This is a genomic window from Cyclobacterium sp. L-R (assembly GCF_056859355.1).
In genome coordinates, this window is record NZ_JBSXOH010000031.1 from 1 (window position 1) to 23,027 (window position 23,027).

General features: G+C 40.2%; 16 protein-coding genes. 2 read left to right on the forward strand and 14 right to left on the reverse strand.

The window, feature by feature from the left end:
* Nucleotides 1-313: 313 nt before the first annotated feature.
* The 3 genes from AC13EX_RS02335 to AC13EX_RS02345 are packed head-to-tail and all read right to left on the reverse strand — an operon-like array spanning nt 314 to nt 1,931.
* Entirely contained in the window at nt 314-814 is a 501-nt protein-coding gene (locus tag AC13EX_RS02335; RefSeq protein WP_482891389.1) for a hypothetical protein, read from the reverse strand.
* Nucleotides 811-1,569: a M56 family metallopeptidase gene (locus AC13EX_RS02340; protein WP_482891390.1), complete on the reverse strand. Its 759-nt coding sequence runs from the start codon at nt 1,567-1,569 to the stop codon at nt 811-813. The genes AC13EX_RS02335 and AC13EX_RS02340 overlap by 4 nt, the downstream gene beginning before the upstream one ends.
* Entirely contained in the window at nt 1,566-1,931 is a 366-nt protein-coding gene (locus AC13EX_RS02345) for a BlaI/MecI/CopY family transcriptional regulator (RefSeq protein ID WP_048643230.1), read from the reverse strand. The genes AC13EX_RS02340 and AC13EX_RS02345 overlap by 4 nt, the downstream gene beginning before the upstream one ends.
* A gap of 409 nt (nt 1,932-2,340) precedes the next feature.
* Here AC13EX_RS02345 and AC13EX_RS02350 point away from each other — a divergent pair, with 409 nt between their 5' ends.
* Nucleotides 2,341-2,961 carry an ABC transporter ATP-binding protein gene (locus AC13EX_RS02350; RefSeq protein WP_482891391.1) on the forward strand — a complete coding sequence of 207 codons (621 nt, stop codon included), beginning with the start codon at nt 2,341-2,343 and terminating at the stop codon, nt 2,959-2,961.
* A 5-nt stretch (nt 2,962-2,966) separates the two neighbouring features.
* Nucleotides 2,967-4,040 carry a hypothetical protein gene (locus AC13EX_RS02355; protein ID WP_482891392.1) on the forward strand — a complete coding sequence of 358 codons (1,074 nt, stop codon included), beginning with the start codon at nt 2,967-2,969 and terminating at the stop codon, nt 4,038-4,040.
* A gap of 249 nt (nt 4,041-4,289) precedes the next feature.
* Here AC13EX_RS02355 and AC13EX_RS02360 read toward each other — a convergent pair whose 3' ends face one another.
* The 11 genes from AC13EX_RS02360 to AC13EX_RS02410 all read right to left on the reverse strand — a co-directional run bounded on the left by AC13EX_RS02360 (nt 4,290) and on the right by AC13EX_RS02410 (nt 22,931).
* Nucleotides 4,290-4,895, reverse strand: coding sequence for a transposase (locus AC13EX_RS02360; protein WP_482891393.1), 606 nt, complete (start codon nt 4,893-4,895; stop codon nt 4,290-4,292).
* Nucleotides 4,896-5,060: 165 nt separating this feature from the next.
* Nucleotides 5,061-6,551 carry a hypothetical protein gene (locus tag AC13EX_RS02365; RefSeq protein ID WP_482891394.1) on the reverse strand — a complete coding sequence of 497 codons (1,491 nt, stop codon included), beginning with the start codon at nt 6,549-6,551 and terminating at the stop codon, nt 5,061-5,063.
* A 13-nt stretch (nt 6,552-6,564) separates the two neighbouring features.
* Nucleotides 6,565-7,479 (reverse strand): hydroxypyruvate isomerase family protein, encoded by a 915-nt coding sequence (locus AC13EX_RS02370; protein WP_482891395.1) that lies wholly within the window; start codon nt 7,477-7,479, stop codon nt 6,565-6,567.
* 25 nt (nt 7,480-7,504) lie between these two features.
* Complete coding sequence (locus AC13EX_RS02375) at nt 7,505-8,353, reverse strand: sugar phosphate isomerase/epimerase family protein (protein ID WP_482891396.1); 849 nt, start codon at nt 8,351-8,353, stop codon at nt 7,505-7,507.
* A gap of 37 nt (nt 8,354-8,390) precedes the next feature.
* Entirely contained in the window at nt 8,391-11,417 is a 3,027-nt protein-coding gene (locus AC13EX_RS02380; protein ID WP_482891397.1) for a PVC-type heme-binding CxxCH protein, read from the reverse strand.
* A 50-nt stretch (nt 11,418-11,467) separates the two neighbouring features.
* Nucleotides 11,468-12,967, reverse strand: a complete 1,500-nt coding sequence (locus AC13EX_RS02385) for a hypothetical protein (RefSeq protein ID WP_482891398.1) — start codon at nt 12,965-12,967, stop codon at nt 11,468-11,470.
* Between the two features lie 24 nt (nt 12,968-12,991).
* On the reverse strand, nt 12,992-14,464 hold the full coding sequence (locus AC13EX_RS02390) for a hypothetical protein (protein WP_482891399.1): 1,473 nt from the start codon (nt 14,462-14,464) through the stop codon (nt 12,992-12,994).
* Between the two features lie 49 nt (nt 14,465-14,513).
* Nucleotides 14,514-16,052: a hypothetical protein gene (locus AC13EX_RS02395; protein WP_482891400.1), complete on the reverse strand. Its 1,539-nt coding sequence runs from the start codon at nt 16,050-16,052 to the stop codon at nt 14,514-14,516.
* 105 nt (nt 16,053-16,157) lie between these two features.
* Nucleotides 16,158-17,747 carry a hypothetical protein gene (locus AC13EX_RS02400; RefSeq protein ID WP_482891401.1) on the reverse strand — a complete coding sequence of 530 codons (1,590 nt, stop codon included), beginning with the start codon at nt 17,745-17,747 and terminating at the stop codon, nt 16,158-16,160.
* A 97-nt stretch (nt 17,748-17,844) separates the two neighbouring features.
* On the reverse strand, nt 17,845-19,470 hold the full coding sequence (locus tag AC13EX_RS02405; RefSeq protein ID WP_482891402.1) for a RagB/SusD family nutrient uptake outer membrane protein: 1,626 nt from the start codon (nt 19,468-19,470) through the stop codon (nt 17,845-17,847).
* A gap of 11 nt (nt 19,471-19,481) precedes the next feature.
* Nucleotides 19,482-22,931 (reverse strand): TonB-dependent receptor, encoded by a 3,450-nt coding sequence (locus tag AC13EX_RS02410; RefSeq protein ID WP_482891403.1) that lies wholly within the window; start codon nt 22,929-22,931, stop codon nt 19,482-19,484.
* Nucleotides 22,932-23,027 lie beyond the last annotated feature (96 nt).

The window sequence follows — 23,027 nt, forward strand, 5'->3', positions numbered from 1 at the left end:
TTGCATCTTCGGAGAACTTTTGTAATTCACTCATTTTGTCCGATTATAGGTTTACAATTTTTAATTAAATTGTGTCAACCTATTTCAGTACACGACCGATTTTCTTGCGATTGCAACACTTCCCGTAAACACGGGACAGGCATCACCCCTTACTATCGTCAGGGCGGAGAAATCCTATTACATAATCCGGGTTAAAACAGGGGAATAACTTATTTTTTTTAATGATTAATTTCAAGTGGATGAGTTTAAATTTCTCCAATAAAAAAAACAATCTACGACCAAATCGTAGATTGTTTTAAATTTTTTTCCTTTTTCAGGTTGTATAACAAGCGCCTTCTTTAGACTTTCTCCATGAAACACCAAGATACCGTTGTACCGCATCTATTTTCGGTTTCCCAGCTACCTTAATATCCGCATCATTTTTATCAATGGGCAATCCATCGCTCCATTTTTCACCTTCCCATATATCGTATTCCGTCGCATTCCCATCATAACTAATAATAGTCAATTTATTGCCATTTATGTTCCATTTCCCTTCCTCCTTAGTTGCACCATTTGGATCAATAAAATGATAGGTATTGTCTTCTTTCATAATAAGTTTACTTTCCAAAAAACGAATTGTATCCCCTTTAATGAGCTCATTTATATTTTGATCTTCACTTGATTTGAAATTAAAACCTGACTTGATTGCCATTACCTTTTCTATAGGTGCTGCCTTATTACAGGATATTATGCCTAGCATAATTACCAATAGCGGCAACCCAATAAAGTATTTCCACTTTTCTACATTTGTTGATTTGCGTTTGTTCATCATAAGAATTCTGTTTTGATTTGAAATTGATTAAACCCATGAAAAAGTGGGTTGGGTTGATATTTGGTTAAATTATTCACCAAAAGTCTGCAATAGGCTTTTACGCCTAAACGCTGAATCACTTTATTATCTGCTTGGTATTCATGAACTTCTCTTAAAGCTCCTTCAATTAGGTAAACAAAGGGATTAATCCATAAAAAGGATTTTATGATATGAAGGAATAGAAGATCCCAGCAATGGCCCTGACGAACATGTTCTGATTCATGTAAGAGAATATGTTGATCCTCACTGTTACCAATTTCAAATTCAGGCATTAGAATCTTATTGAAAAAGGTGGCTGGTTTAAAATCAGGATGAATATAAACCATTGCATCTTTAAATGATTGAACTGAAGCACATTTAATCTTTCTGAAAACCAGAAAAATCCCGAAAGCAAAAAATAAAAATTTTAATACCGCTACACCAATATAGAGATAAGCAATTACCTCAAATATTGAAGTGGATGGTAAAGAATTTGACACTTGAACAATACTTTCAACTGGATTAATAGAGAAAATAAATTCTCGAACAGGAACTGTGTTTTGCAAGGCAAGATCAAAATCAAGTATGGGAAATACAAGAGACAATACTACTCCTGCTAACAGGAAAAACCTGCTCCACGCGAAAAAGGTAAGCTTCCTAAGAAATAACCAATGCACCATCCAAACCAAGGCTAAACCTATACTTGCTTCTAATAGAAAATTCCAAAATGAGTTCATAATTTGCCTCCCTTTTCTATCAATTTGTTCACCTCTTCTAATTCTTTGCTTGTAAGTTTCTTTTCGTTTACCAAAAAGGACAACACATTATCGACGGAGCCTTCAAAAAAATCCTTTATGATGTTATTGAACTTTTTCCTTTTGTATTCCGACTCTAAAATCTTCACAAAATACTCGTGGGTCTTACCATATGTTTTATGGCCGAGGTATTCTTTTTTTTCCAATGACTTAATGGTAGAGGCCAATGTAGTGTAAGGTGGTTTAGGTTCGGGAAGTTGATCAAGAATATCTCTAACAATTCCCTTTTTAACCTTCCAAAATACGCGCATTGCCTGCTCCTCCTGTGGTATTAAATCTTCCATAAGTCAAATATAGTCTCATACAATCAGAAAACCTACGATGAAATCATTTTATTACGACTTGATCGTAGATTGTTATTTCATCCAATTAGAAAGCAAGAATTGCTCTTCTATCAGTTTGCTCCAATTCCGATTACTTTATCCCGTATATTATAATTAGGATTCAAAGACAGGAATAAATATAGTCGAGTGGTTAAATTATAGCGTCCTTGTAAGGATTGATGCACAAAAAAAAGCTACAATACTATCTAATATCCGCCGTTCTTATCTAGTTCACCCTTCCCTCCTCTAATGATAAAGGTGTATGCTGTAGAAAATCAGCTCATTTTCAGATGGTTTCTAAGGTAAAAACACCTCTATTAAAAAATTCCAATTAAGGAAGAATGGGATAAAGTAGATTTAATTTAACAAAATGCTGGAAATTCAACATTTCTTAAAAAAATATTCTACAGGATTTCAATTAGAAATTGATTCCCTGCTATTGAATGAAGGTATACATTTGATCCAGGGTAAAAATGGAGCGGGAAAATCTACACTTTTTAAAGCAATAGTAGGCATACAAACCTTTCAAGGAGAGATTTTATTGGATGATTTAAACCTTGAAAAGAAACCATTGGCATTTCGAAAGAAGGTCAATTATGCTGAAGCAGAACCACTTTACCCCGAATTTTTAAGCTTGAGTGAGCTCATCCTGTTTGTTGCCAAAGCAAAAGAAGCTCCAAGGGATCAAATTGAACGTTTAAAATCGAGCTTTGGCGTAACCGAATTTATGGAACAACCTGTCGCTACTTATTCATCAGGCATGCTTAAAAAGTCCTCATTACTTCTTGCCTTTTTAGGCCAACCAAAGTTGATCATTCTCGATGAGCCTTTTACAACCATTGACAAGTCCTCACTGGAAAACCTCATAGAGTTAATTAAACTAAAAAGAACTGAAGGGGTAAGTTTTTTGATCTCTTCCCATCAAACCGAATTTATTAATTTGATCTCTTTTGACTCTGTACATACCATTTCTAAGGGAAGGATTCAATAGCTACTATGAAAAATATATTTGTAAAAGCTTTTGTCAGCCCATTTTACAAAGCTTATTTTGGTTTTTTTGTAGTGGTCTTTATTGTATTTGGGCTTTTAATGGAAGCGCCTCAGCACATCAAAATTGGTGAAAGAATCTTACAACATCCCTTTGCTTTTGCTACCTTACTTTTAGTGTTTGTGATCTATGGCTTGCTCCAATACCGCTTCCATATTAATTTAATCCAAGGACTTAAATACCGAGTATTTCATCAATTGGCCCTTTTCAGTTCAAAAGATATTTTCAGGTATCAATTGCGCATCTGGGTATACAACCACTTGTTACTGCTTTTTTATGCTTCCTTCTTAACCTACCTGGCAATAGAAATGGGCTACTGGTATCAACCATTTTTCCTCTGGTTTTTGCTAACTGTTATGTTTTTCGCTCATAAGAATTTATTGGTTACAATGCTTTCTCAGGCTTTACCTGAACAAAAACCCATTCCATTAAAACAGTATGGTTTAAAAAACTTCCCTATTAAAAGAGCTTATTGGCTGCTCGTTCATCTTAAGGAAAACAGACCTCTACTTTTATTGGCCTCAAAAATCCTCCAATTAATCTTACTTAAACTGTTCTTTTATTCCTATACAACAGATACCTATGACGAAAGGTGGTTGCAATTTGGATTACTTTGTGTGGCCTACATTAACTTCCCCATCTGGTTGGAGAAAAAGGAATTTGAGCAAGGTAATCTAGCCTATTTTCTTAATCTACCCCGCCCTTTTCTTCGAAAAGCCTGGTTACACCTTTACAGTACCCTTCAAATCATTGTAGCTGAACTTTTGTATTTGGCAATTCATTTTCCAGACCTCCCAAATATTGGGCAGGCCCTCTCATTGTCACTACTGCTTATATCTTTGAACCTCGGCTTATATGCAATAATCAATAGTTCAAAAGAAATTTCAGACTTACCTAGAAATGCTATTTTTAGCTTCTTTTCCCTTTTTTTCCTGATCATCTTTGGTTTTCCTGTACTGCTTATTTCAGGGCTAGGATTGTTCGCTTTCCTTGTATCCATTCATTCTGCTTATAAGCAATGAAAAAAACCGATTAGGATAACGATGGGGTGACTGAGCGGAGTCGAAGTCTTAGTATGCGGATCGTAACCAGTTATCAATTGGTAATAGAATTACCAATTCCAAAAGATAAGAAGGTGTAATTACAAATTACAACTGGATGGGCGAAACAGAAACGGTGGCTGAGCAGAGCCGAAGCCTTAGTTACCGCATTATAACGGACTACTCATAAATATAGAATTGCAGATTATCCCAAGACAGGAATTTCCCCGTTCATTTCAAATAAAATTTATCACCCATCCATTTGATCGAATTATTTTTTATGTATTCAGATATATTTTGAAATGCTTTTTCATCGCGGATGATGTGTTCATAATAATTGCGTTGCCATAATTTTCCCTTAAACCCCAACAACCCAATTTGTCTGGTAACAGATGATTTATATCCTCGAACAATCGCACCAATATTATTTGATGGTGATTTTGGGGGCTGTGGCTGTTGTGGGATGGGGTGTGGGGGCGTTTTGCAAACGCCCTTACGCTCGTGCGATTCTTTGGTTACGGGCGAATTCAATTCTTTGGTTACGGGCGAATTCAATTCGCCCCTATCGTGTATTTCGATGATGCCGTGGATGTGGTTTGGCATAATTACAAATTCTCCCAATTCGACATTTGTGCGAATTTTGGGTGTATTTAACCATTCATTATGTGCGATTTTACCATATTCATTCAATTTCATTTTGCCATTTTCAACCTGCCCAAAACGACAAATCCTGTCCTGACAACATATTGTGATAAAATACAATCCTGCTTGCGAATAATCGTATCCCTTTAACCGAATAGACCTACGATGGTGGATATTTGGGTTGTATTTACTCATGGAAATCAAATATTATCCAAACTACAAATTATTTTCAAAAGAATCTCAACCCCTACAAACCAAAAAAACTTCACCACAAAGAGAAAATTTCTCTCCATGGTGAAGTCAAACTCCATTATTTAATGGCTAATTCAGTACGTAAAAATGACTATTGAAAGTCTTCTCTTATTTCAAATCGTTAAATAGAGCTAACAATTGGGCGACGATCTTGTCAGAAGCTACTTCTTCTACCCTATTGGTGGAAAGCCAGGTTTCGTAGCCTCCCAATTTATGTTGAGCAGGAGTTGGCAGATAACCATAGAGGCCATTGGCCAAGGCTATGGTAAAATGATCTTTCATTGGACTTTTTTGTTTCAACTCTAAGCCTATCTCTACAAAGGTCTCAAAAGGTATGGCGCCAATACTTAAATCTCCAATTTTAAAACCTTGGATGATTACATCAATGTAGTCTGGAAAGGTTTCCATCTGCTTAATCCGCTTGGCATAAGTTTTTTCAAGTCTATGCCTGCCTTCTACAGTTTCGGGCCTGGCATTCACTTCCTCTACAAACTTGGCCAATTCTGGACTTGGCCTTCGAACTTTTAGGTTCAATTGCGCTTGTTTGGCATCCAAAGGCACCCAATCCAAATAGTTTATATCATGGTATCCTTTCATCACTGCCTTGGCCACATCATCTGCCACCAACTTCATTTTTTCATAAGGAGGGCGGTTTACCCTAGGGCCTTGGAAATTGATATTGTTTATATCCCCGGAAGTACCATTGGACATCATGGCAACAAAGCCCGGATTCTGTCGGTCTGCGCCAAGTAATTCCTGAATCTTGTCAGCAAACATACCAAAATAATCTGCTGACACATGGCCTGTAGGAACACCTCCTACATAATGCAAGGAGTAATTGGCAAAGAGCGCCAAAGGCCGACCGTCTGTTGCTTGTATAGAAAGGTAAGAAACCTCAGGGTCTGTAGGACCAGCCGGTTCCAATAGGTTTGGGTTACCCACTCCAGGGTTCATCACGGCAATGTCATTCCCTCCCAAAGGATTTGGGGTTGGTGTACCCGGCTTCATCTTCCAACGTCTGTTGAATACATGTTGTGGTACATCCACAGATCCCCAGCCTATCCTTGCCGGCTCAAGGTTACCCAGGGCAATTTGTACACCATCCGAGATTCTGGAAGCCATAAAGGATTGGTAATCATCTAATGGTTCATCAGGGTGCCATTCCCTGCCTTTTTCCCCCACACCTCTAGCACTTGTAGCAGAATGGGTATGGGTAGATGCTATCAGAATATGTGAAGCGGGAATTCCTGTGGCTTCCTCAATCCGCTGCTTGGCTACATCAAAAACTTTTTGGTCAACGCCAACATTGTCTACAGTAACCATTACCAATTTATTCTCTCCATCATCCATAACAATACTTCGGGCATACAATTCATCATGTACATATTCTGCAGGAGGGGAATTCCAATTCCCAATGATTGGGCCACCTAATTTAGGGGTAATATTACTCTTGTGGGCTCCTGCCTGGAAGGACCTATTCCCTTGAGAAAACCCGGGGACAGAAACCATGTAGGTCAAAAATACCATACAAATGGTCAATCCGTGTAGCCTTATGTTCCTCCCGAACAGCATAAAATCTTTTGATAGAATCTTTTTCATAGCTTATTAATATTTATGATGGGTCAACTTGTTTGTAGGCTTCCAGAACAGCCAAATCGCCAGCTTTTCCTGGCATGCTAGAACTATGTTCAAGGCCTAAAAAGCCTCTATACCCTTTGTCCCAGATATGTTGCAGTAAATTTTTGTAATTGATTTCCCCAGACATGGGTTCAAAACGACCAGGTGTGTCACCTATTTGAAAATAGGCAATTTGATCCCAGGCATAATCAATGCTAGGTATTAAATTCCCTTCCTGGATCTGCACATGGTACACGTCACAAAGTAATTTTACACTAGGACTATCCACAGCCTTTGCCATGGCATAGGACTGTGGCAAAGAATGTAGAAACATGCCAGGATGGTTTATTTTATGGTTCATGGTTTCCATTACCATTACCAATCCATGGGGTTCGTAGATTTCGGCAACCCGCTTCAAGAGCTCCGTGGCATTGGCCATTTGAAAGTCCCAGGGTAATCTTGGATCAGCCATTCCAAGTACATTGTGAATAAATTTGGTATTCATTCGCTTGGCAACTTCCACAGAAGCCCTGACTTCCTTAAGCACATTGTCTCTGATGCTTTCATCCCGTCCAGCAAAGGTTACCTGCTTAAAATCCATGGTCCCTACAAACTGTCCGAAATCCATCCCAAGTTTTTGGAGGGTGTTACTGATTATGTTTTGTTCTTCCAATGGACGTCTTTGCAAAAAGGTGCATTCCCATGCGTGAAACCCATTGTCATGCCCCCACCTTATCTGGTCTTCCGGCGCCTTTCCAGCCACATCGGCAAACAGCCCAAAATCGGGTGAAAATTTCATATTAAAAGGGCTGGTCTTTGCTACAGCTTCTCTTCCTAATGGCAAACTAAGCCCCGCAAAAGTAGCAGCACCTGCAACAAGGCTATTCTTAAAAAAAGTTCTCCTTTTCATAGTATTGGTTTATTTTGGGTTTAAATCAAGGGGTCAGGTTGCCAAAATACTTGACAGCATGGGTAACATCTTCAAGATTATCCTCCATTTTATGCTCACATTCAGCATAGACTTCCCCATCAAATTGCTGCCTTTGAAGTTCTTGAACCACACCTTCAAAGTCAATCACTCCTTCACCTACCCTCACATCCTTAGCCGATTGTTTGGAGGCATCAAGGTCCTTAAGGTGAATGCTGATCAAATGGCCTTCCAGCTTTTTAAGGCTTTCCACAGCGTCAAGGCCACTTCTAGTCCAATGTCCCAAATCTCCACAGGCCCCGAAATTCGGATGGTTCTTGATGGCGGATAGGACTGAATCCGGATGCCAGTAAATACTTCCGGCCACCCTTGAATGCTGGTGCAAGGCTATTTTGATCTTATACTCTCCGGCAAGTTTATCCACCATGTCCCAATGCTCTCTTTTAGGTTCAGCTACCATGTATTCAATTTTCAAGGATTTAGCCAGCTGAAAAGCTTTTTCCCAACATTCTTTGTCTTGTGCTTTGCCCACATACATGGATTTCATCTTCAACCCATTCTTCTTCAAAAGTTTTCTAACCTTTTTCGCATCTGAAGGTACCAGTTCATTCATGGTTTTATCACCAAAATCTGAACCTAACTTGTGAAAATCAAAGCCTTCCACATATTTAACTCCCGCAGTTTTTGCCTTTTCCAATGTGGTTGGAAAAGGAAACCTATTGAAGGAATACAAGGCCACGCCGATGTTCCAGTCACTTTTTTTAACTGACCATTCCTGTGCAGGATTTTTAACCATGCTTGCAAAAACAAGCAACAATACTGGCAAAGTCATAAACACCCAATATTTTTTTAACATAGTCTTCTATTTTACTAATGGTGTATAAATTTTCTCTTTATTCTGAATTTCTAATAAAGGCCATCAGGTCTGCGATTTTTTGCTGGTCGAGCTGTTCAGCCAAGCCTGGCATCAACGAAAGTTGCATTCCTTTTATGGATTCTATGTCCTGCCTGTTTATGGTTTTTTCTACACCTGGGGAAATTCTTAGACTTATCGCCGCTGAAGTTTCATTCATGATCATCCCCTGAATAATTTCTCCATCTTTAAGCATCACTTCCCATAAATCAAAGCCTGGAGCGATAGATAAATTGGGATCCAGAATATTGGCCATAAGGTCTTTTGGATGCCAGTTGTGCAATGTTCCAAGATCAGGTCCAAAAGCCACTCCACTTTTTCCTCTAAATTGATGGCAAAGGGCACAATTTTCTATGTACACTGATTTTCCGGCAATAGGATCTCCGTTTATTTCCAAAGCCTTCTGGTACCGCTTATTGATTTCCTCTCCTTCATCCTTAGTCAATAGTTCTCTTGCAAAATTACGCGTGGCTTCATCACCATTGTTCATAAGCCTTACCCTCATTTTCCAACCAATCGCTGCTGTGGGAATTTCACCATCTTTTAGCGCCTCCAGCAATAATTTGACCCTCTCGGATTCGCTCATAAAGGTTCCCAATGCAACATCCCTTATTTCAGGGGTCAGGGAATTCCATTTGGCAAGAACATATTCAGGCACTTCTGTTCCTTTAATATTCCCCAAGGCTTGCATGGCTGCGATTTGCAATACAATCGGTTCAGTAGTAGCAATCATTCCTTTTAACTGTCCGGCATAAGGGCTTACATTTCCCTCTGGTAAGAACCTTAAGACTTCGACTCTTCGGCTCTCAGGAATAGACTGATCAGTAGCTATAGCCATGGCTTTGTCCATGCTGGATTTAAGCAAGTTCTCGTCCTTGAAATCCAAGGTTTTAATCAAGTTCAAAGCAGATTTTCTAAGCTTAGCATCCGGGTGCTCAAAAAAGGCCAGTACAATTTTATCCAGATAATTTGTCAAAATCTCCTCATTCTCTTCATTTCGTTTGACACCATCGGCTATGCCATCAAGCACTGCGGCTTCCCATCCTTTATTTCCTGATAAGTCCAGGGCTTTTTGCAGCAATTTTTCTGCTTCTCCATCATTTTCATTTGCAGTAATCATGGCCGTTAATCGCCTAATCAGACTACCATAAGCAGGTTGATCTTTGTCAAAACGGCTGAGCACTGTGCGAAGCAAAGGCATGTTTTGAGAGGAAGATGCCGACAGGGCTGCGATCTGTACCCATTCATCTGACAAGTCTTGAAACAACAATTCATCAGCTACTTGTGCCGCTTCAGGCGTCTCAATAAATCCTAGGGTGCAGAGTAGTTGAAACCTTACTCTGGCATTTGGATCCGCTTTTAATTCAAGCAACGCAGCAACTAATTCATTGGATTCGCTTAGGTGCATTTCGGCTAGCTTGATGGCATTTTCCCTAACACCTGCTTCAGGATCATTTAGCGCATCGATGATAAGCTCAGTACTTAGGCCTTTCAAACCCTCTAAAGTCCACAAAGCATGCAATCGTCCTTCGGCCGAATCTTGATTTTTGGCCATCTTTTCCAAATCTGGAATTACCTCCTGACTTTGGGCGGTAACCAAGAGTCTTTGCGCATTGTTTCTCCACCAATTGTTTTTACTGGCAAGATGTTGAACCCATTCCTGAGGACTTTCCTTGCCTAATGTTAAACCTGAAGACCAATCTGCTTTTCCAGCTCCCTCGGGGGTAATTCTAAAAATTCTCCCCATCCCTACTCCATCAGAAAGCCCACCAGCAGCAACAGCTTCATCAGACATCCACTCGGGATGCTCAATAATTCTACGATAATAATCCAACACATACAATGCACCATCAGGGCCTACATACATGTTTACTGGTCTGGACCAAGAATCTTTTGAGGCCAAAAATTCTTTGTTATCTCTCAACCTTTCGGCAACGAAAGTAGCCCCTTTCTCCTTCAAAATATCCACATGCACCAAGTTACTCACGGATTCAGACACAAAAACTGCCTTGTCAAATGGGGCTGGAAACGCACCGCCAAGATAGGCCGTAATACCACTGGAAGAAGTCGTCAGCCCAACTGGGGTAAAAAGCTGACGGTCTGGGTTAGTGGTTATTTGAAAGACTTCTGTTTCCTTTCCATGATCCGAGATGGATTCACTTGCATTGGATACAAGTAAGCCTGGGTTTCGGGAAAGGTAAGGTGCGGCAATGACTTCGTGGTAAATATGGTTTTGATTGTGTGTCAATAAATACCTCCCCCAACGGTCAAAGGTATGGCCGAACTGGGAACGTGTGGAAGCCAACTCTGCCACCTGAATATCAGGTTTAAATCTTACCGAATGGCCATTGGCATTTTTAGGTAGTTCTGTACCTTCAGGGTTGTTGGGAAAAACAATGGCTGAACCTTTGTCACCAAACTCAGCCTCATATTTTCTTGTACCAATATGCCCCAGGTGAGATAAATGGATCCAATTGTCTATTCCATAAACAGGATTGTTGACATTTACATGTGGATTGGACAAGGAGAATCCGGTCATTATGGTTTCCCGAACATCAGCCACCCCGTCTCCATCGGTATCTTCCAGGTACAAAACATCTGGAGCATCTGTTATCAAAACTCCCTTTTTCCATCTCAAAATACCATTTGGCAATACCAGGTTGTCCGCGAAGATTGTTCGCTGGTCCATTACCCCATCATCATCTGTATCGGACAACAATGCGATCCTTCCGGTACCACTTTTATCAATGGGGTATCCTGGCATTTCCACCACGTACATTCTCCCAAATTCATCTATTTCCATGTCCACGGGATCCATTACCAAGGGTTCATTGGCTATTATCTCCATTTGAAAACCAGGTGCAAGCTCAAAAGAAGCAATAGCATCCTTGGGAGCAATGGATCCATCTGAAGCCGAACTGGCCCCTTTGTCTCCACAACCAGGCAGGCAGCAGACAGCGGTAAGGCATAAAAAAGTAAACGTATTACTAAGTATTGTTTGTTTCATTATTTATTAGGGTAAAAGCTCCATTGGCTAAGGTTTGTAGATGGATGGACTTATAATTTTTTCTTTAGGCGAACTTCCTCTTTTTCCTCCCAAAAACTATCTATAATTTCGATGGTACGATCAACTAAAAGTTGCCCGCCTTCAGCACCAACTACATTACTTTGACAAACTGCACTATAGCCTCCACCTGAAATGGCCTTTTCGGTAGGTAGATAGGTGCCCGGGCCAGCCAGCTGTATGACAAAGGTTTGAATGGCTTTGCTTCTGGCTTGAATGCGAATACCATAATCGGTAAACAATTCAAATTGATTGGTAGCGATGGCGGCATCTCCAATTCTTAGAACATGAATCTCTGATGCATAGGTCGCTTCAGGATTTTTCTGCTGTGCTTTGTACCTTTTTAAGACATCTCCAAACCAAGTCATCTTTGCATAAAGCAATGGCTTTTTACTAGGATCTGCTGCAATTTGATCCTGACAATCTTTGACTACTTTCTCCGATTCAATGTATTCTTCTTCGGTGATGATTCGCATAGGAAGTTCCAGGTTTTCAGTTTCGTGAAAAAAGGCAACATTACTATGACTGTCATTTTTCACGATTTCATAGGTGTTTTCCACTGCCCTGATAATGCGTTCAGCGATGTCATCCATACGGGTCTTTTGAGAAAGCTTCTCCATTCTTGCCAAACCGGCTTTTCGGTACATACTATGTGGTGATTGGTCTCCGGCAGCGCCTATCCATCCCAATACACTTACCTCATTTCCAAAGCGCGCTTTTAGTTTTTCTCTTACTGGATGCCAATAATCTGCATTCACAGTAGTTTTATGCTCAAACTCCTGTGCAGGACAGGCTACATCTACACTCATTGCCAACAACTCATCCGCATCGTTCCAGAAGAACAAAGCATTCATGTCATGGTCTTCATAGCCTTCAAGGTTTTGAAATTCGTCTTTATTGGTATTCCCATACATTACACTGGTACCGTCTTTGTAGACCGTTCGTCGATTATACCCTACCGCTGTACGTTCCATTCCCCAGGTTACGCTTCCTTTGCTACGATTTTCCCAAGCTTCAACAATCCCATCTGCTACATTTCTTACAAATAATGCCCTGTAATCCTTCACCTTGGTCACTCCTTGTTCCGGTATAGGGTAGATAAAGGAAGATTCTTCCAAATCGTCTTCCAAAACCGGTGCAGTATGGGTATGGGTTGCGCTTACGATGATTTTGTTTACATTAAAGCCAGGAATTCGTTTGGCTACCTCATCCCTAAGCTCCTGGCGCAAACGGGCAGAAATATACACCAGGTCACAGGAAACAAAAACTGCGGTATCCAATCCAGCCTCACCATCTCTTGATTCAATGGCCACTATACCTGCATACAAAGGGGTGTCCGCCGTTTCTGCAATTCTCATATGAAACTGTCCCATAAGTGCCACGGGTAATTCAGGGCTAATGTCTGCTGTTGCTGCTCCCAGATACAGATCATTGGCTTGTAATGGCCCATTCAACCAAAAGGCCATGGCCAGTAACACACATAATCTCACCATAATATTATTGTTTTACTATTTAACTTATTTGTTCCACAATTTATCAATCACCTCCACGGTCCTGTCTACCAATACCTGTCCTCCTTCGGGACCTACTATATTGCTATGGATGATTGCACTATAAGCCCCACCATTTACGGCACGCTGTGTGGGTAAGTAAGAACCCCAATCTGAGCTTCCGGCAAGCTGTATCACGAAAGTTTGCAAAGCTTTGCTTCTGGCAATCATTCGAATGCCAAAATCCGAAAACAGCTCGAATTCATTGGTACAGATGGCGATGTCTCCCAACCTGATTACATGAAGGTCCATTGGGTACAATTGTTTTGGGTTTTCCAATTGCTTCTCGTAGCGTTTCACCGTTCTTTCCTGCCAGTTCATCATGCGGTAAAGAGCATCCGCTGCCTTGGGATCCTCGGCTATTTGTTCTTTTGCATTTTTGACAAAAGCTTTGGCTTCCAAATAGTTTTTTTCAGTGACCCAACGCTCAGGCAATGGCAATTCCTCTACATGATGCTCAAACAAGGGCGCTGAATGTCTTTCTTCTGCTACTGCGGCAAAAGATTCATCTACTGCCAGAATTATTCTTCGAGCCAATTCTTCTGTTCTGCTAAGCTTTCTCAGGTTTCGCATCCTGTCATCGGCATCTTTTCTGTACCTCATATGGGGCGTAATGTCACCTGCAGCAGCGGCCCATCCCAATACATTCACATCCTTTCCATATTTTTCCTTAAGGCCTTCTCGTACCGGATGCCAGTAATCTGCATTGACAGCATAGCGGCCTTCCACTTCCTGAGAAGGACTTGCTACCCCTACAACCATGGATACTAGCTTACCCTTTTCATCCCAAAAAAATAATGTATTGACATTGTGGTCCTCTGAACCTTCAAAACTTCTAAATTCAGGTAAATTGGTTTTACTACTCATGCCGGAAGTACCATCCGAATAAACAATTCGTCTATTATAACCTGCCACAGCATAGCCCATTCCCCAAGCCACAGATCCTGGAGCCCTATCGTTCCAAGCTTCAACAATAGCAGTACTTACTTTATCCACAAAGAATTTGCGATAATCCTTGACCTGGGTAACCCCTGTTTTAGGAATCAAATATTCCCCCTCTAGTGCTAAAACAGGTGCTGTGTGCGTATGGGTAGCATTGAGGAAAATTTTGTTTTCGTCTATTTCCGGCAATTGCTTTTTCACCCTTTGCCTCACAAGTGCAACCAAATCAGTAGGGATATACAGGGCATCACATGAAACGATGATGGCAAGATCTCCTGAGCTTCCTCTGGTCTCCATTACCAATACTGTTGCTGCCAAAGGGGTTTCCGCTACTTCAGCAATCCTAAGATGGAATTGACCTGTAACGGCAACAGGCAATTCTGGTGTAATGTCTACCGTTCTAGCCCCTATATATAGTTGTGAGGCCACAACAGGAGCAACTAGAAAAAGGGTTAAGCAAGTAACTATTGCTATTTTATTGAAAATTTTCTTTACCATTTTACTGCAATTCAAATTTGAAGCTTATAAATACCAATCAGTTTCCAGATTAATCCGGCCAAAGCTTATTGATCATTGCTACAGACCAGTTCACCAAAATCTGTCCTCCTTCAGGACCTACTTCGTTGCTCTCCACAATTGCAGAATAATGACCACCACGAACGGCTTCTTTGGTCGGTAGGTAATTACCTGGCCCCACCAATTGAAGCACAAAGGTCTGCATGGCATTGCTTCTTGCTTTCATTTGAATACCATATTCAGTAAATAGTTCAAATGGATTGGTACAAACTACAACATCACCAATTCGCAAAGCATGAAGCTCTACCGGATACATAGGTTGTGGATTTGATTTCTGAATTTCATATCGGTCTACTACTTTGCTGTACCAGACAATTCTACGGCTGAATTTTTGAGCGCTCTCAGGATCTTTCATGTCCTCGGCCCTCATTTTTAGCGCATGATTGTATTCTGTTTCGGTCACCAAGCGCATTGGAAGCTCAATATTGTTCACCTCATGCTTCATAACAGGAGCATCATGCTTGTCAATTTTTACCGTTTCATAGGTTTCATCTACTGCACGTATTATCCTTCCAGCGATCTCATTTAGGTGGTATTCATTTCTGAAATTTACATCACCATAATGTTCAGCAAAATCAGGACTCTTTTTTTCATTGCGCAAAGCGATCATCCTCCACTCTGCAAATTCATCATACCTAGGCCTAGGCGTTTGGTCACCTGCTGCTCCTATCCATCCTGCCACTACCAATTGCTGGCCATATTTCTCCTTTAAACCTTCCCGAACAGGGTGCCAGTAGTCGGCATTTACTGTAGACCTATTTTCCACTATTTGTGCCGGACTAGGTACATTGATGCAAGTGGCTACAAATTCTCCTTTTTGGTTCCAAAAAAACAAAGATTGAATGGCCTGATCTTCAAAGCCTTCGACTTTAATGAAATTTGCTTCATGAGTACGCCCATACATTTTAGCTGTACCATCTTCATATACTGCTCTTCTATTGTAGGCTACTTTTGCATGGCTAATGCCCCAAGAAACACTACCTCTTTCACGTTTATTGTAAGCAGTAACAATGGTTTTAGCCACCTTATCTGATACAAATTTCAAATAATCCTTTACCTGTGTAACTCCTTCAGGAATATTGTATCGATTGTCTCTCACAACACCTCCAGTGTGGGTATGGGTGGCGTTTATTATAATTTTTTTGGTATCTAAACCAGGCAGGCTTTTTTTCACCTGATTTTGGATCATTTCTTTTAATTCTGTGGGTATGGTTACCATATCACAGGATACCAATACTGTCGTGGTCTCCCCCTTTGATTCCAAAACAATGACATTGGCTGTCAATGGGGTTTCAGCAACTTTTGCTATACGGACTGTCATCTGACCATCTACAGCTACAGGTAGTTTAGGGGTAATGTCCACGGCGGCTGCTCCTACGAACAAATCCTGACCAAAAACGCTATTTGGTAGTAACTGGAAAGCAGTAAAAACAGTGAAGAATGAGATGGCTAAAAATAGGTTTTTCTTAAAATTTGAAACTCGAAAATCGATATGCGTTTGTTTTTCCATAATGATAAATTAATGATTTAATTTATTTATCAGATCCGTTTTTATATGAAACCGTGGTTTATATCCATGGCTGAAACTTTTCTGATTAAAGCGGTAATGTTAAGCTTACCACATGGTATTAATAATCGAAAGCGTTTCAGCTACCAATTCATCCCCTCCTTTAGGGCCCATAAGTGTGCTCGCCGGAACAGCACCATAAGCACCTCCTTCTATGGAACGTTTGGTAGGTAAATAAGAACCTGATCCTGTTAATTGCACAATAAAAGTTTGAATGGCTGGGCTCTGCGCCTTCATTTGCATCCCATAATCAAGGTAAAGCTCAAATGGATTTGTTGCAAAAACAGCATCACCAATCCTTACAACATGCACTTCTATGGGCATTTTAGGCTGGACTTTTTCCAACTCAAACCTTTCAGATACTACCAAACCTCTTCTTAGCTTGCTGTAACTGATAGTGATGGCCTTGTACCACCTTGGCGTTTTTATTATTGAGGGATTGTCGCGCAGCTCAGCTTTCAATTTGTCATATTCTGCCTGCCAGGTTTTAGCCTCCTTAGTGGCCTCCGCTACATCCTCTTTGCTAAGGAGACGTCTGGAAAGTGGCACCAATTTCATTTCATGTTTGAACTCAGGAGACCATTCTATATTGGCCTTCATGACTGGAAATAGATCGATGACTTCATCAGCTATTCGCTTGGCAATTTGCTTGCGTTGACCAAGACTTCCTCTGCCTGTCCCTTCTTCATCAAAGCCTAAGAGTTGTTGCATCCGTTCTTCGGCCTTGGAGCCGACCATTACATGAGGAGATTGGTCACCTGCCGCACTGGCTTGTGCCAAAACATATACTGATTCACCTAAACTTTTTCTTAAAGCCTCTTTGGTGTCATGCCAAAAGTCTGCTGACAATTTGTAAGAATGTTCACTTACTTGTGAAGGTGATGCTATATTGATAATTACACCGGTCAATTGCTTATTTATATCCCAGAAATACATCAGGTTTAAGCTATGGTCCTCATGTCCTTCTATATGACTAAATTCAGTTGAATTGGTATTACCATACATCAAAGATTTGCCATGTTTGAGGGCCTGAAGTCTATTTAATCCCACAACAGCATGTCCAAGTCCCAGGCTCATTCCCCCAGGTTTCCTATTTTCCCATGCATTAATAACTCCATCAGCTATTTTGTCTGCTGCAAAGGGTATATAGTCTGCTGGGGACATTGCTGGTTTACCGTCTGCCATTTGTTCCAAGCTTACCCCATAAATGTCTTCGACAGCAGCTGTAGATGCCACGTATGGTGCCGCATGGGTATGGGTAGCATTAACAATTATTTGTTCTGGCCAAATAGCAGGAATTGCTTTGATAACCCTGTTTCTTATTTCATCCCGTAAATTGGCCGTAGTCCTCATTCCATCACTAATTCCCACCAGGTCGCAACTTATCCAAATTGTTTTCTCAGCATTCTCGCCTCCTCCTGACTCAAGAGCTAAAATTGTAGCTGTAACAGGATCCATCACCCCTTCGGACAGTCTGGCATGAAATTGCCCAGCCACTAATACAGGCATATCAGGCGTTATGTTGGCTGTAGACCAGCCAACTTTTAAACTATTTTCATTTTCTGATTGTGCATACCCTTGAATTGAGATAAGAGATAAAAAAAGTAGGATTAAGACTTGGTGTTTTAAATAAATCATGTCAGGCTAAATTGATTCCAAAGAACAGTGTAGCAATAACTAATTTTAGTCATTGCCACACTGAATTTTTAATTGTATTTAAAATACTTAATTCTTCCTACTCCCATCCTGGATTTTGGGTTAGTTGGGGGTTTAATGAAAGCTCCTGAACAGGAATAGGGTATAAATACAATTTGTCATTCCATGTTCTGGTATTGCCAGGATAAATCACCCTGTATTCACCTGTTTCCGGATCCGTTGCCCCTACATATGTCAAAGGATTTTCTATGAGTTTACCGGCTTTCCACCTGACAAGGTCTTCCCATCGTGTTCCTTCTCCGGCAGTTTCAATCCTTCTCTCTCTACGGATCTCATTGATTAGAGGGGTCACAGGAACTTCCCAATTCGGCCAATTAGGGTCTTCAAAACCCACATCAACCATTAAATGAGGCATTCCTACTCTGTCTCTAAGAAGATTGATGCTATTGTCCAATACCTCCTGCGTAGCCTCTTCAAGTTCGGCTTTAGCTTCAGCATAGGTCACAAGGAGTTTTCCATACCTATAGGTAAAGACATCAATAGTAGTTTGATTTTGCAATCTGTCCACCTCATAAGGTGAGTATCCTTTTGTGATGTAATAACTTGTTGTCACATAGTTATTGTCAAATTCAGGCATGGTTCGGTAATCAACACTTCCATCAGAGTAAATTCTATAGGGACGATCTGGAACATAGATAGACTGTTTCATCCTTGGATCCCTGTCTACAAACTCTTCCTCAAAATTTTCATCTCCCTGATATAAAGGACTTAGAGCTATTGGAAGTCCATCTTTACTCAAATAGGACTGTACAAAGTCTTTAGTGTAACCTGTATGTGGTTCTCCTAATGACCTTACATTATTATGCATGCGGATTCCTTCTATAAACCTTTGGAAAAAAATGACTTCTGAATTACCAGTGAGGTTTTGTTGAACAAAAAGATCAAAATAATCTTGTTCTGGGTTACCTGTGGAATAAAGACTAAATCTACCAGAGTTAATTACTTCTTCAGCCGCCTCTGCCGCTTCAGCTAAAATCTCTTCATGATCACCCAAACCATGATACTTTCTAAAAGTCCCTTCAAAAAGACAGGCTTCTGCCTTGAAAGTAAGTGCTACATATTTGGTCAGTCGATTTTCACCCGATTCTTCAGGTAAATTCTCAATGGCAAAGTCCAAATCCATCAGCATATTTTCAAATACTACCTTTCTGGAATCCCTGGCTTTGACCAAGCCTTCGGAATCTGTTTGTAAATCCTCTTCATACCATGGAACATCTCCAAAACGTTCGATCATCTTTTGGTAATAAAAGGATTTGAAAAATCTTATCTCACCTTCATACCGCAGGACCAAGGCATCTTTTTCCATATCTGCTATTCTAGCCAAGGCATAATTGCAACGTCTAATCGGTTGCCAATCACTTTTGCCCCAACCTCCTCCGGTAGCAGGTATTACATATTCACCCCAAAGGTAAGAATTCCTATCACCAGGGGCATTGTTGTCCGATTTATCATCTTTTCTCCAATTAACTTGTGGATCTCTCAAGTCAATATAAAATTGATTGGCATAAAGCTCAAGATCTGTAGAGGTGCTCCAAAACTGGGCGTCACTAATTTGATCCAGGGGATACCTCTCCAAATATTCATCGTTACAAGCAGAAATTACTACAAGTAATAAAACAGAAATATATATAGTTATCTTTTTCACGATAGTATTATTTAGAAATTGATATTAGCACCTAAAGAAAATGACCTGTAAATTGGGTAATATTGGGCCCCATTCATTTCAGGGTCAGATAAATTCTTGTACTCGTGAATACCTGTAATTTCCCAGATATTATTTCCTGATACATACACCCTAACCAATTCCATTTTTGCTCTTTGCGTCAAAGCCTTAGGAAGTGTATAACCCAATGTCAACTGCTTTAATCTTAAATAAGAAGCGTTTTGAAGAAATCTGGTTTGAACAGCGGTAACATCAGAACCACCTGAGACCATTGGTCTTGGAAAGTAAGCATCAGGATTTTCTGGGGTCCAAAAATCCGAAAGTAATTTATTGTGCGCATTCCACTCACTGGTATAGCCACCTAACCAAAAGTTATTACTTAACCAAACATCACGTTTAGCTACGCCTTGGAAAAACACATCAAGATCAAAATTCTTCCACTGAAGATCTGTCTTCACGCCAAAGCTGTATCTCGGGGTATTGTTACCTATAATTCTTCTGTCTCCAGGATTTTCTAAGGTTCCATTGCCAGGAGAAATCTTGCCATCATTGTCAAGATCAGCAAACAATAAATCTCCTGCTTTTCTTTCTATTCCTACTAGATTACTGTGGTCCAATTCTTGGGCTTCTGCATCTGTTTGGGCAATTCCTGTTGTAGTATAACCCCAGATCTCTCCTATTTGCATTCCCTCATAGTAGTCAGAGATTAATCCAACAGGATTGCTAAACCTGGTAATCTCAGAAGTATAATCAGAGAAAATGAAATTAACACCCCACCTTAAGTCATTGCTTTGTTGCCTCCAACCTATTGTCAAGTCCCAGCCTGTGGTTTTCAAATCCGCCGCATTTTCTCTGGGCTCACTTTCTGCTAGTACAGCCGGAAGTGTTTGAGACCTTGTCAACATGTTTTTTGTATCCCTACGGTATACGTCGAAAGAAGCATTCAACCGGTTTTGGTATAGGGTGAAATCCATTCCAAAGTTTCTTTGCGTTACAGTCTCCCAAGTTAAAGTAGGACTTACCAAACCTGGAGCATACACTGTCAAAGGTCTGTCATCATTCAACAAGTAGTTGACTGTTCCTGCACTAAAGGTCGCTATATAAGGATAATAACCTGGTACATTTTGGTTGCCTAGATTACCATAGGAAAGCCGTACTTTCATCATGTCAAAAGTACTATCCAGATTACCAAAGAACTCCTCATTATCAATTCTCCAACCTAAAGATAGGGAAGGAAAAAAAGCAAATCTGTCAGCTTTGGGGAATTTGGAAGAGCCATCATATCGCCCATTAAATTCCAAAAGGTATCGCCCATCATAATTATAATTAAAACGGGTAAAAGCACCTCTTATGGCATATTGTGAAGCCCCATCCCCTACGTAACGCTCTCCATAGGCCAAATTCATAAATGGTATAGACTCAACAGTTAGGTTTTCTCTTTTAGAGTAGAAATTCCTGGCATCAAGGTTTTCTTGATTAAAACCACCCATGATTTTAATATCGTGCTTACCAAAGGTATTCGCATAATCTGCATACGCATTGAGCACATAGTATTTATCATTGTAATTACTCTTAGTCACTTGGCTTGGATTCGTAAAAGGATAATAACCACTTACCGAACCATCTACGAAGTACATTGGCAATTTTTTATAATAATCCTCTTCTTCAGTGTTCTTAATATTGGATGTATATTCAAAATTGATCGTGGTATTTTTTATAGGAGTAAGTTGTAAGGAGCCTGTTAGCCAAGTATCTTGAATTTCTCTTTTCCTATGCCCTGCTTCTCTGTAAAATTGCACTGTATTAGGAACAGAGCCACTTGAAGCATAATTGCCATCTGGAAAATAAACCGGCCAATTGGCCCATTGGTGCCACTGGAAAGGGCTGTTTCCTTCAGGGAAATGATTGGTGGAATTATTTGGAGGAAAAATATGGTTGCTGTTGTTCATGGAAATTTTCGTTCCAATTTTAGCCCAGTCTGTAATTTTATAATTCAGATTCGTCATGAAATTGTAACGCTTGTATTTCTCATCAAACTGCTTATTTATCCCTTCTTGATACAGGTAATTAAGTGAGGTATAGTAATCAAACCTATCGTCACCTCCAGTTATACTAGCAGTATATTGACTCATAGGATAACTGTCTCTCATTAGCTCATCTGCCCAGTTGGTGTTACCACTCATCAACCATATATTCGAATTCTGAGGATCAGGGAATGCGGATGGTTGGGAAGGATCATTATAATGCGCGATTATTTTGTCTTGATAAACATCTGTAAACTGGTAATAAGGCACACCGTTTCTAGCAATATTGGCGGTATTCATGTAGTTCATTCGCTCCAGGGCATCCATGGTCTCAAATTGAACAACCGGTGTATTTACTGCAGTATTGAAAGAAAGTGAAATGGAGGGCTTGTCACTTTTACTTCCTGATTTTGTCGTAATCAAAATAACCCCGTAGGCTGCTCTTGCGCCATAGATAGCAGCAGAGGCAGCATCTTTAAGTACAGAAATACTTTCTATATCATTGGGATTGATAAGGTTTACATCCATTGGCACGTTGTTTACCAAGATAAGTGGTGAACCACCATTTATAGATGTAAATCCACGGACATTAAATGTAGCACCTCCTCCGGGAGTACCTGTATTCTGTGTGATATTAAGGTTGGATATTTGCCCTTGAAGACCTTGTCCAATATTGGTTATGGGTCGATTCTCTAGTACTTCCTTACTTACACTTGAAACGGCTCCCGTAAGATTTTCTTTCTTCTGAGTACCAAAGCCTGTGACTACTACTTCATCCAAAGCTCCAATTTCCTCTTCTAGTGTTATATTGATAATTGTTTGTTGTCCTACAACTACTCGTTGGGACTGAAATCCAATAAATGAATACACCAAGGTGGCACCTTCAGGAACCGTTATTGAATAATTTCCGTCAATATCTGAGGCAGTGCCTGTAGTAGTGCCTGGAATGGCTATGGTAACCCCTGGTAGTGGTTCTCCATTTTGATCTACTACCTTACCTGTAACTCTCACATCTGCTATTGCGGCTATGTCAACCTTTTCAGTTGCTCCTTCTTTAGCACTTAAGCGGACATGAATATTGTCGTTTACCTGAGTGAAACTCAGCTGAGTTTGCCGGGCAACATTCTCCAGAACTTTGTAAACTGAAGTGTTTCTCTGGCTGATGGTCACTTTTTGATTTAAACTGATCATGTCATCATTGTAGGTAAACTTAAAATCAGTTTTAGCTTCTATGTTTTTAAAAAACCGCAACAAAGTTTTCTCCTTTAAATCTAGTGACACTTTGACTTCATCAATAGTTTTCCTCTGTGCATTGCCGGTATTAGCCATCAATACAGTGCAGAAAATCAATTGAATGGTAAAGCCATAAAATAATCTTTTGGACACCATAATAAGTTGTCTCAGTATATATTTATTCATAATATTGTATGGTTTAAGTTTTAGACGACTTAACTATTGCCTCCCTCCTTTGGTGGTAGGCTACTCAAAGCAGGGTTTCATTCCCCCCAGAATGGG